Source organism: Microbacterium sp. LMC-P-041 (assembly GCF_030209555.1).
Classification (GTDB): Bacteria; Actinomycetota; Actinomycetes; order Actinomycetales; family Microbacteriaceae; genus Microbacterium.
Map to the genome: position 1 here is coordinate 721686 of NZ_JARVRV010000004.1, position 16786 is coordinate 738471.

Sequence of the window (16786 nt, forward strand, 5' to 3'; positions counted from 1 at the left end):
CGGTTGCCCTATGCCTGCTCCCTCCGCTGCTCCCGTGACCATCGCCGCCGAACAGGCCGCCTGGTTCGCCGAGACGTTCTCGATCCTCACCGCCAACGTCGAACAGGCGATCCTCGGCAAGCGGCACGTGATCGAGCTCGTGCTCGCCGCGGCGGTCAGCGGCGGCCACGTGCTGCTCGAGGACTTCCCCGGCACAGGCAAGACGGCTCTCGCGCGGGCGATCGCGCAGACCGTGACGGGAACGAGCACCCGGATCCAGTTCACGCCCGACCTGCTCCCCGGCGATGTCACGGGCATCACCGTCTACGACCAGAAGGAGGGCGCCTTCGAGTTCCACGCCGGTCCCGTCTTCGCGAACATCGTGCTCGCCGACGAGATCAACCGGGCGAGCCCGAAGACGCAGTCGGCGCTGCTGGAGGTCATGGAAGAGGGCACGGTCACGGTCGACGGCGTCACGCGGCCGGTCGGATCGCCGTTCCTCGTGATGGCGACGCAGAACCCGATCGAGCAGGGCGGCACCTACCGTCTGCCCGAGGCGCAGCTCGACCGCTTCATGATCAAGACGTCGATCGGATACCCCGACGAAGCCGCGACCATGCGCATCCTCCAGGGAGCAGCCCAGCCGAAGCACGTGCTCGACGGCATCGTCGGCGTCGACACCATCCTCACGATGGCCGAGATGACCCGCGGCGTGTACGTGAACCCGCTGGTCTCTGACTACATCATGCGCATCGTCGATGCGACGCGTCGAGCGTCCGAGGTCCGCCTCGGTGCCAGTGTGCGAGGAGCCCTCGCCCTGTCACGTCTCGTGATGACGTGGGCTGCCAAGAACGGTCGCACCTTCGTCACCCCCGACGACGTCCGAGAGCTCGCCGTCGTCGCCCTCGCGCACCGCCTGGTGCTCGAGCCGGAGGCCGAGTTCGACGGCGTCACCGCGGTCGCCGTGGTGGGGCAGATCCTGCTCGACGTCGAGCCGCCGCGCGAGAACGGCACTGCGTGAGCTTCAGCACCGAGTCCCGTCTGACGCGCACCACGGCGGGCACCAGCACGTCGACGCGCACGTCGACGGTCACGCGCTACGACCGCACGCGCCGCGGACCTGTCCGCGGCGCCGTCTTCGGCGTGCGTCGGGCCGCTCGCAGCACGGAGCGCGCAACCCGTGCGGCTGTCGCGTGGGTGCGTGAGACGGTCACATCCGCCGGGATGCTGGTCGTCGCGGCGCTGGTCCTGTGCGTCACCGCCGGGCTGCTGTTCGGCTGGGTCGAGGCGTGGGCGGTGGCGGCGATCGCGCTCGTGCTGCTGATCGCCTGCATCCCCTTCATCCTCGGCACCCACGACTATCGCATCGAGCTGACCCTCGACCGCGACCGCGTGGTCGCCGGTGCAGAGATCGGTGCGACGCTCGACGTGCGCAACAACAGCGAGCGTCTGTCGCTGCCCGGCATCGTCGACGTTCCCGTGGGGGAGGGGCTCGTCGAAGCGCACGTCCCCCTGTTGCGCCCCGCCGCCCACCATCGCGAGCAGCTGACGATCGCCGCCCACCGCCGCGGTGTCATCGACGTCGGCCCCATGACCATCACCCGCGGTGATCCGATCGGCATCCTCCGCCGTGAGCTGCGCTGGCCCGATGTCCAGCGCATCCACGTGCATCCGGTCACGGTGCGCCTGCCCAGCACCAGCGCCGGTCTCATCCGCGATCTCGAGGGCACGCCGAGTTCGACCCTCGTCGATGCCGACCTCTCGTTCCACGCGGTGCGCGAGTACGTCGTGGGCGATTCGCAGCGGCACGTGCACTGGAAGTCGACCGCCAAGACCGGCAAGCTCATGGTGCGTCAGTACGAGGAGTCGCGGCACGCTCGCATCGCCATCATCCTCGACCTCGACAGCGAGTCGTACGAGAGCGACGACGAGTTCGAGAACACGGTCAGCGCCGCCGCATCCCTCGCCCTGCAGGGTGTGCGCGACGGTCGTGACGTGCTCTTCTCGGTGAGCAACGAGATCCCCGAGCACAGCCGTGCCGAGTTGCTGTCGATACGCACTCTTCCCACGGTGACTCCCAAGGCCCTCCTCGATGCCACCTCGACCATCGATCCGGCCGACCGCGTGATGCGGCTCGAGGCGGTCGCCGCGCTCACCGCCCAGTCCTACCCCGACCTGTCGATCGGATTCCTGATGACGGGCTCGCGCATGCCGCTCGAGCGTCTGCGCCACGCCGCCATCACGCTGCCGGCGGCGGTCGAGGCGGTCGCGGTGCGCAGCGAACTCGGCGAGCAGCCCACCCTGCGCACGGCGCGCGAACTCGCCGTGATGACGCTGGGCGCACTCGGCGACCTTCCGCAGATGCTCGCCCGCGGAGCACTGCGATGAGCGCCGCGGGTCCGCGGCGCGGCGTCGCGAGGTCGCGCCGGACGTTCGCGCTCTCGGCTCTGACCCTCTGGTCTCTCGGATATGTGCTGGTCGGCATCGGTCTCGCCACGGCGGCTGCATGGCCGGTGTACGAGTCCCCCCGGGCGCTGGCGGTCGGCCTGATCGGCGGCCTGCTGGGCATGGTCGTCGCCGTGCTGACCCGGCTGCTGCGGTGGGGGCTGCTGATCGGTGCGCTCGCGGTGACCGGCGTCTATCTGGTCGTCTCGGTTCCGCTCGCCATCCCCTCGGCGCTCTCGTCGCTTCCCGCGTTCCTGGGCGGAATCCGCGACGCGGTGCTGGGGGTGGTGCTCGGCTGGAAGCAGATGCTGACGCTGAATCCGCCCCTCGGTGAGTACCAGGCGGTGCTCATCCCGCTCCTCGTGGTCATGCTGTTCGGTTCCTTCATCGCCACTCTGCTCGTGCTCGAAGGCGGACGCCGGGCGACCATAGCGGTTCCCGTCGTGACCGCGATGAGCGTCTTCGGAATCGCCTTCGGTGTGAGCGGCACGACGGCTCCGGTCTCGGTGCTCGGCGTCGCGCTTCCCGCTCCTCGGGAATGGCTGATCGGCGTCGCGCTCTTCGTGGTCTCTCTCGTCTGGTTGGTCGGACGCTCGCGGCTTCAGCGGGCACAGGCGCTGCGCACCGTCGCGGCGGCGAACATCTCGCGCCGGGCGACCCCGGTGTGGCTCACGATCCGTCGGCATCTCCTGTCGGCCGGTCTCGCGGTGATCGCCCTCGTCGCCGGTTTCGCGGTGGCTCCCGCCGCGGCAGGGTGGAGCGACCGCTCCGTTCTGCGCGACGAGGTCGAGCCGATGATCGTCGTGCAGCAGCAGGCGAGCCCCCTCAGCGCCTACCGGTCGTGGTTCGCCGGCAGCACTCTCGATGACACGGTCGTGCAGGTGGAGGGCGATTCTGGAGCGCTGGAGCGCCTCCGGCTCGTCACCCTCGACTCGTACGACGGCGAGGACTTCCACATCGCGCCGGACGACCGGTTCAGCCGGTTGCCCCGCAGCGCGATGCCCGGCGAGGGCCGCGTGTCGCTCGGGATCACGATCGGCGACGCCTACCGGGGCATCTGGGTCCCCTCACCGGCCGGTCTCGCCGAGGCGCCGGACTTCTCGGGTGCGCGCGCCGAAGCGCTCGCCGACGGGTTCCACGTCAACTCGGGCGGCGACACGGCGATCACCGTGGCAGAGGCGCCCGGCGGGGGGGAAGGGCTCGTTCCGGGCGATCGCTACAGAGTGCTCGTGGACGCCCCGGCGAGCCCCGGCGACATCACCGCCGTGCAGGGCGGTGCCTCGAACCTCGACACCGACCTGTATCCCGCGCTCACCCAGTGGGCCGAGATGCAGGAGCAGCCCCGCACCGGGGCCGGGTATCTCGAGATCATCGACCGCCTGCGCTCCCGCGGCTACCTCAGCCACGCGCTGATCGACGATGAGGTGGCGGCGGGATGGATCGCCTCGTTGAAGGAGTCCGAGGGGTACGCGTTCGCACCCAGCTATGCGGGACACTCCGCGGCCCGCATCGAGGAGCTGTTCACCGACCTGCTCGAACAGGAGCGCAGGGCAGGCTCGGATGCCGCGCCCGAGCTGCTCGTGTCGGCGGTCGGCGACGATGAGCAGTTCTCAGTGGCAGCGGCGCTTCTCGCCGAGCACTGGGGGCTCGAGTCCCGAGTCGTGATCGGTGCGCGCCTTGCGGCCGCAGAAGAGGTGCCCGGCATTCCCGCCTGCACGGAGACCTGCACGGGCGCGAACATGAGCGCCTGGGTCGAGGTGAGAGGATCGGGCGGCGAGTGGATGCCGGTCGACACCACACCGCAGTACGCGATGCTTCCGAGTTCCATCACCGAGGGCGAGCAGCTGCCCGAGCATCCCACGGTGCCCGAGCAGCCCCGGTCGGAGGCGTTGGATCCGCCTCAGGCGCAGAGCGATTCCAACAATGACGCGCCTCCGCTCGAGTCGCCGCAGTCAGAGGTGCTCGCCGTCCTGCTGCCGATCCTCCGCGCTGTGGGGCTCGGCATGCTCGCGCTGGCATTGCTCGCGCTGCCCTTCCTCGTGCTGCTGCTGGCCAAACGGCAGCGAGCCAGGGCCCGCCGAACCGCCGAAGATCCCGAGGTGCGTCTCGCCGGGGCGTGGGAGGAGCTGGTCGACGTGTACGCCGACCACGATGTGCCGATGGATGCCGAAGGCACCCGCATCCAGCGCGCGCTCTCGACCGACCGAGAGGCAGCGGACCGCCTGGCAGAGATCGTCGATCGCGCCGTGTTCGCCGAGCATCCTCCGACGGACGAGGATGCGCGCGCCGCCTGGGAGATCGTCGACGCCGAGCGGACGGAGCTCGCAGCGGCAGGCAGATGGTGGCATCGCATCGTCATGCGCGTGCGACCGACGTCGTTCGTCGGTCGCATACGGGGCGCGAACGGTCGTGGATTCACGGCCGCCGTGCCTGTGCTCGCTACGCTCGGATTGACCTGGTCGCCCGGCGACCGGAAGAAGGGGAACTCATGATCGCGCCCGTGGATACCGGCTACGTCACGATGCTCGCCATCGTCGGCGGCGTCGGCGTGCTCATCGGCCTCGCCGTCTACGTCTGGTACGCGCTGGCGCTGTCGCGCCTCTTCCCGCGCATCGACGGAGAGGGGTGGAAGGGCTGGGTCCCCATCCTCAACGAGGCGGAGATCCTGGCGCGCGGCGGAGTGCCGGCGTGGTCGGTGGTGTTCTACTTCATCCCGATCGTGCAGCTGTACGGCATCTACCTCAAGGTCGTCGCGACCCACCGCATCAATCGGAGGTTCGGTCGCGGTGCGGGAATGACGGTGCTCGCGATCCTTCTGCCCCCGGTCTGGGCGACGGTTCTCGCCTGGGGGGCGCCGCCGTACCCCGAGGGCGAACGGCTGGCCGCTCTGCAGCCCGGCCCGCGCCGAAGCTCGCAGCCCACGGCCACCCCGGCGAGGGACGCATCGGGGTACACGATCCCGTCGCTGGCTCCGCATACCCAGAGCAAGCCTGACGCCCCCGCGCCCGTGTTCCCCGACTACGCCGCACCGAGCCGTCCGACCGCGCAGCCCGACCGGACTGCGACCGCAGCCGCGGCGAGCGGTGGTCCCGCGGGTTCAGGGTGGGGCGCCCCTCCCGTTCCGGGCGCCCCACCGGTTCCCGTCGCCGGACAGCCCGCTGTGCAGGGTGCGCCGGCGGCATCATTCGCTCCGCCGCAGCCGCCCACCTCGTCCTTCGCGCAGCAGCCTCCTGCTCCTCAGCCTCCTGCTCCTCAGCCTGCGGCTCCTCAGCCTGCGGCTCCTCAGGCGCCGGCTTTGCAGCCTCCTGCGCCGCCCGCGCCGGTGCGCGCACCTGAGCCCCCTGCAGCGGAGCGGGCACCCGCCGCGAACCCGCCGGCTCCGACCGAGGCGCACCCGACCACCGGCATCATGGCCGCAATGGGTGGCGCGCCTGTGGCTCCGGCGGTGCCGCAGCCACCCGCGCCGCCGGTGCCGGTATCCGACGACGTCGTGCCTCAGCAACCGGCACAGACACCGGCGCCGACACCGGCGGCGGCCCCGGCATCCGCTCCCGTGCCCGAGTTCGAGCGGCCGGCGGAGAACCCGCCTCCCGCGGCGCCCGCCGAAGAGGCGCAGCGGATGGTGCGGCCCGCTCCGCCCTCGTTCCGAGATGGTGGCCTCTCGGATGCACAGCCGCAGGCGCCGGTGATCCGTCCTGTCCCGTCGTCCCCCGCGGCTGCGGGTACCACCGCGGATGTGCCTGCGACCGCCGTGGTGCCCCCGGCCGATGCAGCGCCCGCACCCGCGGTCGAGGAACCCGTCCCGGCGCCCCTCGCGATGCCGTTCGGAGGCCTCGCGGCCGACGTCGACAAGACGGTCGTCACACCGCGTCCGACGCACGATGTCGACGAGGACCTCGACGCCACCGTCGTCGTCGCCCGCAAGCGCGGAGTCCGCCGATCGCTCGTGCTCGATGACGGACGGAAGTTCTCGCTGTCCGGCGCCAGCGTCGTGATCGGCCGCAATCCGATCGGCGAGCCGGGCGAGCAGCGACTCGCCATCTCCGATACGACCCGCACGCTGTCGAAGACGCACGCTCGTCTCGTCGTGCACGACGACGAGTGGCGTCTCACCGATCTGCACGCCACGAACGGCGTCGTCGTGGTCGAGGAGAACGGCACCGAGACCCTGCTCGATCCCGGAGAGAGCGTCACCGGAAACGGCCGCTTCATCCTCGGTGAAGTGGGGATGCATGTGATCGCGGAGCGCGATTCATGACGCTCTCCTCGGTCGTCCTCAGCGTCGCGTCACTCACCGACACCGGTCTCACGCGCTCGGCGAATGAGGACTCGGTGCTGGTGGCGTCCCCGGTCTTCCTCGTCGCGGACGGCATGGGCGGGCATGAGGCGGGGGATCGTGCGAGCGCTGCGGTGGTGGAGGCGTTCGAGCCGCTTCGCGGGGCGACGGTCGACGTCGCCGACATCGGACAGGCATTGAGTCGCGCTTCGGCTGTGGTCGATGACATCTCCGCCGAGCACAAGCGCGGGGCAGGAAGCACCGTGACCGGTGTCGCTCTCGTCGATCACGACGGCGCGCCGCACTGGCTCGTCTTCAATGTCGGCGACTCCCGTGTCTACCGGCACCACGGCAACGAGCTGACACAGCTGACGATCGATCATTCGCTGGGGCAGGAACTGGTGGATGCCGGTGAGCTCCGCGCCGAGGATCTCTCGACGTTCTCGCAGCGCAACGTCATCACGAGGGCGATCGGTGCTCCCGACAGCACCGCGGACAGCTGGCTGCTGCCCGTGGTCGACGGCGAGCGACTGCTGATCTGCTCCGACGGCCTGAGCGGCGAGGTGAGCGACGAGGCGATCCGAGCGACCCTGACGATGAACGGGCGACCGGAGACCGCGGCAGCGGCTCTCGTGAGCCGGGCGCTCAAAGCGGGTGGTCGCGACAACGTGTCGGTCGTCGTGATCGACGTGATCTCGGGAGGCGCGAACGGGCGCCCGGACGACCTCACTGCGGGCCGCGATGCCGCATCCGCCTCGCTGACCGATTCGATGCTCGAGGGCACGACGATCCCGGTTCGAGCCAGATGACGGACGACGAGACCGAGGTCGAAGAGACCGTCATGCTGACCCGACGCGATCGGCGCCGGGGGAGATCGGTCGCCGAGCCCGGCGAAGTCGCCGAGCCCGCTGAGCGCGTCGAGCCTGCCGAGTCTGCCGAAGTCGCCGAACCCGCTGAGCCCGTCGAGCCTGCCGAGCCCGCCGAATTCGCCGAACCCGCTGAGCCAGCGGATGACGTGGACGAGGCGACGGTCGTCGTCGACCGGAGACCCGCGGAGGCTGAGGAGCCAGGTGCCGATCGGGAGGACGACCCTGTCGACGAGTCGACGATGCTCGTCTCCCGGACGCCGCGTCGTGTGCGACGCAAGAGATCGGAACAGCCCGCCGACAGCGACGACTCTGCCGACCGCGCAGAGGCTGACGTGCCCGCCTCGTTCGAGGCGCCGACGGATGCGCCGGCACCGGAGATCTACCGGCCGCGTCCGGCCCCGCTCGGCCCTTCTGCCCCGCCCGTCGTGATCGGCGCCGCGGCGCCCACGCGCACGGTGGACCCGGATCTCCCGTCGGTCGCGAAGCAGGGACTGCGCTGGAGCCGGGCGGCCCTCATCACGTTCGCAGCGGCCTGCGTCGTCTCCGCCGCCGGTCTGGTGGGTTTGGGCTTCTTCGTCTTCGGGTGACGCCCTCACTCTGACGGAGCCGTGCTCAGCGTCCGCGCACTCCCACCGGCCGTCGGGCCGCCTGGGTGCCCTGAAGCGGCCGCGCCGTGCCGCTGCGGACCATCGCGCCGCGCGTCTCAGTGAAACGTGCTCGGGTCACCCGATGCCGGACCAGGGATGTTGAGCAGTCCGCCTTCGCGTTCGACCTCGACCGGATCCACGACCGGCTGCTCTCTGCGGCGACGCAGCACGATGAGGATGCCGAGCACACCGAGCAGAGTCGCTCCGCCGATCGCGGTGAACAGCGCGGCCTCCCGTGTGAGCAGGAACGGCGACGCTCCATGGTCGGGGTCGGCGGTGGCTGCGGGCGGTCGCACGGCACTCTCCGAGGTGTCGAAGTATGGGCTCACGGGCCCGCGCGTCGTCTCATCCGGGAGCAGCTCGATGGCGGCGAGCGGCTGGATGAAGCCCCAGCCGTCGATGTCGTCCCGATTGTCGGCGTCGGTTCGCAGCGCGGTGGCGGTGAGCCGATACGCCCAGCCGGCGGGCGGATCCTCGGGGTGCGCTTGCGCCACCAGTGCGGCGGCCGCGCTCGCGTATCCGGTCGCGAAGCTCGAGGCAGGGGCATCGGCGGCGAAGACGCAGTCGCCCCCGCCGACCGCGGCGCTCAGCACCGTGCTTCCGGGGGCTGTCACGCCGACCTGGGGGCCGTGGATCGAGTCATCGGTCGCGCGTCCGGTGGCGTCGGCCGCGCTGACCCCGAGAACCTGCTCATAGGCCGCGGGGTAGCGAGCGCCGTCTTCCGCGTCCGGATCTGACGCCCTGTTCCCGGCGCTCGCCACGACCAGGGCGCCGACGGCGGACGCGTGTTCGACCGCCGCCCGGAGATCGGGGGAGTCGGCTGTCTGCGAGATCGAGACGTTGATGATGTCCGCGCCGTTGTCGGCCGCCCAGTGGATGCCGTCCGCGATGCGCTGCGAGGTGGGCCCGTACCCCTTGTCCTTGTCCTGCTGCTGCTCGCTGCGGAACACTCGCACGGAGAGCAGCCGGGCGTCGGGCGCGAGTCCGACGACGCCGGAGTCCGCGACCGGCTGTGCGGCGATCTGCCCGGCGATCGCCGTGCCATGCCCGGTCGTGTCGGTCAGACCGTCAGCCCGCTCGCCGTCTCCGACGAGATCGACACCGCCGATCACGGCTCCGGCGAGATGCGGATTGCCGGCATCGATGCCCGAGTCGACGACGGCGACGACGACCCCTCGGCCCGTGGCGACGCGGTGGGCCTCGTCAGCACCGAGCAGTGCGAGGGCGGGTGGGACCTCGGGCGTGAACACCACGTTGCCGGGTGTGCAGGCATCGCCGGACGTCGCCATCGATGCGATCGACGTCGGGACGGCAGGCGATGCCAGAGCGGATGCCGGTGCGCCCAGCAGCGTGGCGCCGAGGACGACGGCCGTGAGAGCGGCTGTGCGGCCGCGCATCAGTCGGTCCCCGAGCCGGGCGACTCTCTCGCAGCATCGGAGGTCAGCGCGGGGCCGGCGGCGAAGAACTCGATCCACGCGTCCGACACCTGTCCGACGTCATCGGGGGAGTACCCGAGCTGAGCGATGGGGCCGCTTGCGGACTCCTCGGCGTTCTGCGCTGCTGCAGCACCGGGGATCGCGAACGCGGTGCCGGATTCGTCGATGAGCACGGCCAGACCCGCCGCGTCCTCGGACCCACCCGTGACCTCGACGAGGGCGCCGCCACCGACCTTCACATCGACGCCGGAGCGCTGCTCGGGCAACTCGGTGGTCGTCGCCGCGAGCACCGTGTGCGCGTCATCGGTGAGCATCGCGCAGGGCGTCTCGCCGGCGGCGAGCGTGGTCAACGGCAGCGTCGGCCAGTCCTCGCCCCCGATGTACGGGCGGGTCTCCACGTCGGCGACCTCGGCGGGGGAGACCTCCTGCTGAGCACCGACCTCCTGGCCGCTGCCGAGGAGGTAGAGCTGATATGCGAGGGGACTGAGCCTGGCGAGCTCGCCGGTGCCGAGCGCCACGTAGCGCTCGTCGGCAGGGCTGCCCTGGGTGTGCACGATCGTGCCGGCTCTCAGATCCGTTCCGGGCACCGATGCGCCGACGCCGTTGATGCGGATCGGCTCGAGCTCGTCACCGGACTCGAAGAGGTTGAGCCATCGTCCGTCGACCTCGAGGACGTCGCTGGTGCCGAGTCCGACGGCGCGGAGCACGGCGTTGGCATCGTCGGCGGGCACTGCGTGGCGTTTGCCGTCTGCGATCACGAACAGCTCGTCGCCGCGCTGGACGACGGCACCGGTTCCCGTCGACACCTCGGCGATCGGCGCGCTCGACAGTGACACGGCGGCGCCGGCCGTGTCGTCGATGCACGCTGTCCAGGAGGAGTTGATCAGCGCCGCGGGCGCGGGCAGATCATCGGGCGCACCGAGGATGCCGATCGAGGGGCCGACCGGGATCCCGTCGAGCGCCGCCTGATCCGTGCGCACCACCTTGAACTCTCCGGCGGGGATCAGAAGCCGCGCGCTGGCCGTGTTGATCACCGGGTACAGCGTGCCCTCGACGGAGACGTAGCGGGCACCGGTGTCGGTCGCGACGATCAGGCGGTTGTTCTGCCAGTCGCCGGGGAGCCCGGGCTGCATGATTCCCCAGAACACCCCGACGAGGATCACGCCGACCGTGAGTGCGACTCCGGCGACGACCGCGCGCAGGGGCTTCGCGGGGTCGAGCTCTTTGCCCCCGGGGGCTCCGCCGGTGAACGCCGAGAGGAGGCGGCGCCTGCTGAAGCCCTGGGCCTCGATCAGATCCTTCTTGGTCGCCATGGGTCAGATGAGTCCGGCCGTCGTGACGCCGAGCGGCAGCAGCAGAGCGAGTGCGATGACCTCGACCGTGTCGCCCAGCCTCGTGAGCCGCAGACGCGCTTTCGGCGTGAGCAGCGTGAGACCGACCAGGATCACGGTGGCCACGACGAGGATGAGAAGCATCCAGGTGCGGACGTCGGGCAGAGCGAGTGCCACCGTCACACCGGTGACGGCGAGCCCGATCGCGCCGATGGCCATGAGGACGAGCACGCCGAGGCGCGCGTGGATCTGACGCGACTGGAACATCATGCCCACGAACGCGAGCACGCAGAGCAGAGCGCCGAAGACGCCGCTCCCGGCGACCAGAGGGGTCGCGATCAGCGCCGCGAGGCCCAGCGCAGCGCGCAGTGCGATGAGAGTGCGCGTCCCCGCGGCGGCGCGGCGCTTGACCTCGTCGGCATCGATGGGCTCGGGTGCGGCGAACATGTCGGCGTCGCTCTGAGGGGAGATGACTCTGATGCGCGTCGAGCTGAGAGCGAGCCACGGGATGCCGTTCGCGAGCAGTGCGGTCGTGGCGAGCATGATCGCGTAGGGAGCGAGCGCATCGCCGAAGATCGCGGCGGTCGTCGCGGTGATGCCGATCGAGGCGCCGAGCGCGATCGGCACGAGATGGATCTCGGGCTTCTCCTGGGTGACGGCGAGGCCGAGGCCGCCGACGATGACGAGACCCAGTCCCATGGCCGCGAGCGGCCAGCCCCAGATGCTCTGCACGGGAACGGCGAGGAAACCCGCGAGCCCTCCGTAGGCTGCGGCGGTGAGTCCCAGGGCGTGTCCGGCTTCCGGCTGACGGAGACGCATGAGCACGGCGGCCGCGACGCTGAGGACGATGGCTCCCGAGCCCGCGATGATCGCGGGCAGGAGGGACGTCGGCGGTGTGGCGACGAGCAGCAGCGCGCAGAGGGCGAGGAAGGTGAGGCTGACGAAGAGCGCTGTGCGCGAGCTGTCCGCGGGCGTCCAGGAGCCGTGCTGCTCTGCCGTCGCGTCGATCACCGCTTCGACGACGTCGTCGTAGACGCGCGGCTCCTGCATGAGGCCGCCGCGGACGAGAGTGAGCAGCTCTCCGTCGTGCACCCCCTGCGCCGCCGCGCCGCGTGCCGGGTCCAGGGGTGTGCCATCGGCTCGCTGCAACGAGTAGCCGCCGTGGGTGAGGGTCGGGTCGAGCACGCCGAGACTCCGGGCGAACCCGGGGATGATCTCGACCAGCGGGACCTGCGACGGCACGCCGACGTCGAGCCGACGGTCGTCGCTGACGACGGAAAGCCGCAGCACGGTGCCTGCCGTTGCGCTGCTCTGAGTCATGGAACGATGCCCCCTCCATGGTGTGCAGCCGGGCGGGAGGAGACCCGTGGCTGCGCATTCCGCCTTTCACCCTAGTTGAGGCGTGCGACAACGCACAGTCGCGGGATGCGACGTTTCTCCATCGACTGCACGATCTCCCGGAGGATGCGCTGTGCGTTCTGGTGATCGGAGGCAGGACCTCTCGAGCCTCTACGCGATACTCGAAGCGCGGGGGAACCAGCGCGCTGATCGTGTGCCGTGACAGGGCGCTGAACTGAGCATCTTCGATTTTCTCCATCGACTGCAGGATCTCCGCTCGGATGCATCATGAAATCTGGCGATTCGTTCCGATGTGTTCTAGCCTGTGTCGTGAAACAGATTCGTGGGGGGTTGTTTCGTTGTCGTCCCAAGACTGGGATGCGCTCCCCCGCACGTGTGTCCCATGTGGACCGGAGGGAGTGAGTTATGGCTGATGTCATCTCCGCAGAAGAAGGGGCTCTGCGTCGCGGAGCCCAGGCGGTGCGGGAGACCAAGTCCGGGATCGACCAGCAGACCAAGAAGGTCCGCGGTGAGATCGAGCAGCTGCGTGGTTTCTGGACCGGTGCGGCTGCTGTGTCGTTCACGACGCTGATGTCGCGGTGGGACGAGCAGGCGCGTCAGCTCAATGAGGTCCTCGTGACGCTCGAGGATGCTCTTGCGGGCACCGAGCGTGACCAGGCTGCGACCGAAGAAGCTCACCAGCAGACCATCTCGGGCCTCGGCTCGATGATGGGCGCCTGAGCGTAGACCACAGAGATTTCAAGGAGAACATGATGCAGTCGATGTCAGTTCGCCCGGAGCAGGTCAACGCTCTGGCAGCGCAGATCCGCAGCGGGTCGCAGGGTATTCGTTCCGAGCTGGACCGTCTCGAGTCCGAGGTCAGCAAGCTCCGTGCGGCGTGGGATGGTTCCGCGCAGCAGGCGTATGACCAGGCTCAGGCCAAGTGGAACCGTTCGCTGAGCGAGATGCAGCAGCTTCTCACGCAGATCGCGGGCAAGACCGAGGAGATCTCGGGCCAGTACGTCCAGACCGACAAGTCGGCCGCTGGGCGTTTCGGGGCCTGATCCGTGGCGCGGGCCCGACGCAGCGATGCGCCGGGCCCGCGCCGTCTGCTGTGCTGTTCGGCGATCGAGTCGGAGGGCGCAGCAGATGTTTCGGAATCATCTGCCGTTGTGAAGGGGAGGGTCGTCGATGAGCATCGCAATCGACTTCGATGGAGTGTTTGCTGAGCTGAAGCGGATCCTGCGTGAGCTGCAGGAGTTCCCCAGCCCGTCTGAGGTGGCGGTCTCCGAGGGAGGGTCGTCGAAGGCCACCGTCGACTTCCGGCGGGCCGTGGCCGATGCCGCGCAGTCGATGGGAGACGCCACGGCGCGGACCATCGCCAAGATCCAGGACACTCACGACGTGATTCGCGCCGCCGTGATGCAGATCGCCGAGCAGGACGCGTCGCTCGCCGACGAGACGAAGCTGATCGTGTCGCTGCTGGACTCGGCCGTCGCCCAGGGCGACGGCGACACCGCGACATCGACAGGCGCTGGGACCGGCGCGACGGGTGGGGGCTCAGCCGGAGTCCAGGCATCTGCACCGACGTCTACGGGTGCCGATGAGCCCGAAGAGGCCGACTACTGATGAGACGCACTCGCCGCGGAGTGATCGCGGCGGTCGGCGCTATGGCGCTGGCCGCCGCGATCGCCGTGCCCTCGAGCGCGACAGCGGCCGCCGCGTCGGGTCTGTGGTGGTTCGATCGCGGCAAGGTCCAAGAGGCGCACGATGCGGGCTTCGACGGGGCGGGAATCAAGATCGCCGTGATCGACAGTCAGATCAACCCCGACGTGGTCGGGCTCCGCGGGGCGAACGTCACCGTCGATGACTCCTCGTACTGCTTCGACGCGACCGGCCAGCCGTATCCGGCGGTCTCTGCCGAGTACGGCAAGTCCTCTCACGGCACCCAGGTGGTCTCGATGATCGCCGGAACCGGCGAGGCTCCGGCCGGGGGCGCCCCGGTCAAGGGTGTGGCGCCGGGGGCAGAGGTGGTCTTCTACAGCACCGGCGTCCTCGACGGCGTCATCGGCGAAGACGGCGGCGATGCGGAGTGCCTCCAGGAGAACGGCGAGGAGCTGGGCGACGACGGTCGTTTCGCTCTCGACCGCGCGATCTCGGACGCCGCGGCAGATGGCGCCGACATCATCTCGATCTCCTCCGGAAGCAGCATCAACATGCGGCAGGGTCTCGCCGACGCCTATGCCTCCGACGCGGTCGTCGTCGCCGGCATGTCGAACGAGGACGGGATCAGCCTGTGGCCCGCGGGGCTCAACGGAGTCGTCGCGGTGCAGGCCTTCGGTGAGGACGGCAAGATCCAGACCGGAACGAACGGCAAGCCGAACCTGGCAGAGGACGTCGTCGTCGCCGCACCCGGGGTCGGGCTCCTCCTGCAGGGGACCCCGGATTCCTGGGACGCCCAGCAGATCGGGTCGGGAACGTCGTTCTCGACGCCTATCGTCGCGGGCTTCCTCGCGATGGTCAAGCAGAAGTACCCGGATGCGACAGCAGGGCAGCTGATCCAGAGCCTGATCCACAACACGGGCACCAAGGGCGAGCACGAGCCGGAGTGGAACGACAGCACCGGGTATGGAGCGGCCTCCCTCACCGGGATGCTCGCGGTCGACCCGTCGAAATATCCTGACGTGAATCCGCTCTTCGACACCGAGGACACGTACGCGCAGCCGTCTCTCGGCGACGTGAACGAGGCGAAGGCGGCGCTCGGAGGCGGCGCGCAGACACCCGTCCCGACGGACGCGCCGGTCGCCGAGCAACCCGATCAGCAGGCATCGCCGATCACTCCCTGGCTCATCGGCGGAGGGATCGTCCTCCTGCTGCTGGTGATCGGCGGGATCATCCTCGCGATCGTACTGACACGCTCCTCACGACGAGACACCACCGAACAAGGGGGAAACCATGGCCGGTAAGCAGATGGGCCCGGGCGGGTACGAGGCGGAACTGAACCGCATCCGGCAGCTCGACGACTCGATCATCCCGCGGCTCTCGGCCGTGACGAATGCGTTCACCTCACTGGAGCGAGCGCTCTCGGCCGTGCGCCTCTCCGAGTTCTGGGAGGGCGAGTCCGCCAAGGGGGCGACCGCTGACATCGACGAGATCCGGTCGAAGGTGTCGGCCATTCTCAGACTCGTCGAGGCCGTGGACTCCGCGGTCGTCGAAGGCAACTCGGCTCGACGCGAGATCGCGGCCGCCGAACTCCCGTCGGCATCGATCGACCCCTTCTGGGCGAACGCTGCCAAGGGCGCGTCCTTGGTGGTGCACCCGGTCCTCGGTCCGCTCGCGGCGGACAAGGCTCTGGACGCCATCGGCGACTTCCTCGGCAACCAGCGGGAGGATGCCGCGCGCGAGGTCGTTCAGAAGGTCGAGGCGTCGCTGACGGAGCCGACGAACAAGCTGGCTCAGGCGGCCCGCGCGATGAACGAGGTCGACTACCGGTCGTCGAAGGCCCCGTCCGGTTCTGACGAGCCGATCCCGGGCGCGGAGATCGACGCCCCGAGGATCGGATCCCCGGGGATCGGCGGCGGCCCGTCCGGGTACACGCCCGGTGGCGGTGGATACCAGACCGGTGGCGGTGGAGGAGGGGTCGGCGAGTATGTCCCGCCGACGCCGACGGACCCGACCGTCCCCGAGTACCTGCCTGACCCCACCTATCCGACGATTCCCGATGGTCCCGGAGACTGGGAGTACGACCCCGACGGACCGGGAGGCCCCGGTGATACCGGCGGCGATGACCCGACGGTCGACTTCCCCGGCGGCGGCGTGCTGCCGGGAGGCACCGGCGGCGGCGGTTCAGGAAATGGAGGCGGGTATCCGCTGCACCCCGGTTCGACGCTCCCCGGCGGAGTCATCGGTGGGGGCAGCGGCATCGGCGGCATCGTGGGCGGCGGCGCAGGAGCCGCTGCCATCGCTGCGGGATCCAAGATCGCCGGTATCGGCAGCATGGGCACCCTCGGCGGACCCGCACTCGGAGGCTCGTCCGGCGCCGGCCAGAGAGGCAGTGGCGGCCTGCTGGGCAAGTCCGCCGTCGGCGGAGTGGGTGCGCGCGGCGCGGGTGGATTCGGCTCAGGTGTCGGTGGCGCTGGCGGCGTCGGTGGCGCTGGCGGTGTTGGCGGTGTCGGCGGAGCAGGCGGTGCGGCGGGCTCGTCCGGCGCAGCAGGATCCGGCATGCGTCCGGGTATGGGAATGATGGGCGGCGCGGGAGGCGCCGACGAGGAGGAGAAGGCCAAGCGCTCCGGTCTCGGTGGTCCGATCGCTCCCAAGCTCGAAGACGACGAGGAGCGCGGTCCGCGTGCCAAGGGCGCCCAGGCGGGCTCCCGCGACGAGCACGCGGACTGATCAGGATCACCGCGGCGGGCGTGGACGGCGGATGCCGTCCACGACCCGCACGCGTGCATGGTCGGTGGTCGGT

14 protein-coding genes are annotated in these 16786 nt (G+C 70.1%); 11 read left to right on the plus strand and 3 right to left on the minus strand.

All coding sequences use genetic code 11. The annotated features are described in order from the left end of the window. Positions 1-34: 34 nt before the first annotated feature. The 6 genes from QRN21_RS09895 to QRN21_RS09920 are packed head-to-tail and all read left to right on the plus strand — an operon-like array spanning position 35 to position 8156. Positions 35-1000 (plus strand): AAA family ATPase, encoded by a 966-nt coding sequence (locus tag QRN21_RS09895; protein WP_053099368.1) that lies wholly within the window; start codon positions 35-37, stop codon positions 998-1000. Continuing rightward, positions 997-2367, plus strand: coding sequence for a DUF58 domain-containing protein (locus QRN21_RS09900; protein ID WP_053098662.1), 1371 nt, complete (start codon positions 997-999; stop codon positions 2365-2367). The genes QRN21_RS09895 and QRN21_RS09900 overlap by 4 nt, the downstream gene beginning before the upstream one ends. Then, positions 2364-4916, plus strand: a complete 2553-nt coding sequence (locus tag QRN21_RS09905) for a transglutaminase domain-containing protein (protein WP_285363872.1) — start codon at positions 2364-2366, stop codon at positions 4914-4916. The genes QRN21_RS09900 and QRN21_RS09905 overlap by 4 nt, the downstream gene beginning before the upstream one ends. Next, positions 4913-6682 carry a DUF5684 domain-containing protein gene (locus QRN21_RS09910; RefSeq protein WP_285363873.1) on the plus strand — a complete coding sequence of 590 codons (1770 nt, stop codon included), beginning with the start codon at positions 4913-4915 and terminating at the stop codon, positions 6680-6682. Before QRN21_RS09905 ends, QRN21_RS09910 begins: the two co-directional genes overlap by 4 nt. Further along, entirely contained in the window at positions 6679-7509 is an 831-nt protein-coding gene (locus tag QRN21_RS09915; RefSeq protein WP_285363874.1) for a PP2C family protein-serine/threonine phosphatase, read from the plus strand. Before QRN21_RS09910 ends, QRN21_RS09915 begins: the two co-directional genes overlap by 4 nt. Then, positions 7506-8156: a hypothetical protein gene (locus tag QRN21_RS09920; protein WP_285363876.1), complete on the plus strand. Its 651-nt coding sequence runs from the start codon at positions 7506-7508 to the stop codon at positions 8154-8156. Before QRN21_RS09915 ends, QRN21_RS09920 begins: the two co-directional genes overlap by 4 nt. A 116-nt stretch (positions 8157-8272) precedes the next feature. Here the strand turns inward: QRN21_RS09920 and QRN21_RS09925 are convergent, their stop codons facing one another. From QRN21_RS09925 to eccD, 3 genes are read right to left on the minus strand one after another with little or no spacing between them, the layout of a single operon-like run. After that, the gene (locus QRN21_RS09925) at positions 8273-9613 is read right to left on the minus strand and encodes a S8 family serine peptidase (protein ID WP_187248884.1); all 1341 of its coding nucleotides are present in this window, start codon (positions 9611-9613) and stop codon (positions 8273-8275) included. Next, the gene (gene eccB / locus QRN21_RS09930) at positions 9613-10965 is read right to left on the minus strand and encodes a type VII secretion protein EccB (protein WP_072590665.1); all 1353 of its coding nucleotides are present in this window, start codon (positions 10963-10965) and stop codon (positions 9613-9615) included. The genes QRN21_RS09925 and eccB overlap by 1 nt, the downstream gene beginning before the upstream one ends. Positions 10966-10968: 3 nt before the next feature. After that, on the minus strand, positions 10969-12303 hold the full coding sequence (gene eccD / locus QRN21_RS09935) for a type VII secretion integral membrane protein EccD (protein WP_056276643.1): 1335 nt from the start codon (positions 12301-12303) through the stop codon (positions 10969-10971). A gap of 444 nt (positions 12304-12747) precedes the next feature. Here eccD and QRN21_RS09940 point away from each other — a divergent pair, with 444 nt between their 5' ends. The 5 genes from QRN21_RS09940 (at position 12748) to QRN21_RS09960 (ending at position 16713) form a co-directional block, all read left to right on the plus strand. Continuing rightward, positions 12748-13062 carry a WXG100 family type VII secretion target gene (locus tag QRN21_RS09940; protein WP_053098670.1) on the plus strand — a complete coding sequence of 105 codons (315 nt, stop codon included), beginning with the start codon at positions 12748-12750 and terminating at the stop codon, positions 13060-13062. A gap of 41 nt (positions 13063-13103) precedes the next feature. Further along, positions 13104-13385 carry a WXG100 family type VII secretion target gene (locus QRN21_RS09945; protein ID WP_082298072.1) on the plus strand — a complete coding sequence of 94 codons (282 nt, stop codon included), beginning with the start codon at positions 13104-13106 and terminating at the stop codon, positions 13383-13385. Positions 13386-13512: 127 nt separating this feature from the next. Next, the gene (locus QRN21_RS09950) at positions 13513-13950 is read left to right on the plus strand and encodes a hypothetical protein (protein ID WP_053098672.1); all 438 of its coding nucleotides are present in this window, start codon (positions 13513-13515) and stop codon (positions 13948-13950) included. Next, a complete protein-coding gene (locus QRN21_RS09955) occupies positions 13950-15287 on the plus strand; it encodes a S8 family peptidase (RefSeq protein ID WP_082586491.1) in 1338 nt (445 codons plus the stop codon). Before QRN21_RS09950 ends, QRN21_RS09955 begins: the two co-directional genes overlap by 1 nt. Next, positions 15277-16713, plus strand: a complete 1437-nt coding sequence (locus tag QRN21_RS09960) for a hypothetical protein (RefSeq protein WP_285363878.1) — start codon at positions 15277-15279, stop codon at positions 16711-16713. The genes QRN21_RS09955 and QRN21_RS09960 overlap by 11 nt, the downstream gene beginning before the upstream one ends. The last annotated feature ends 73 nt before the right edge of the window (positions 16714-16786 follow it).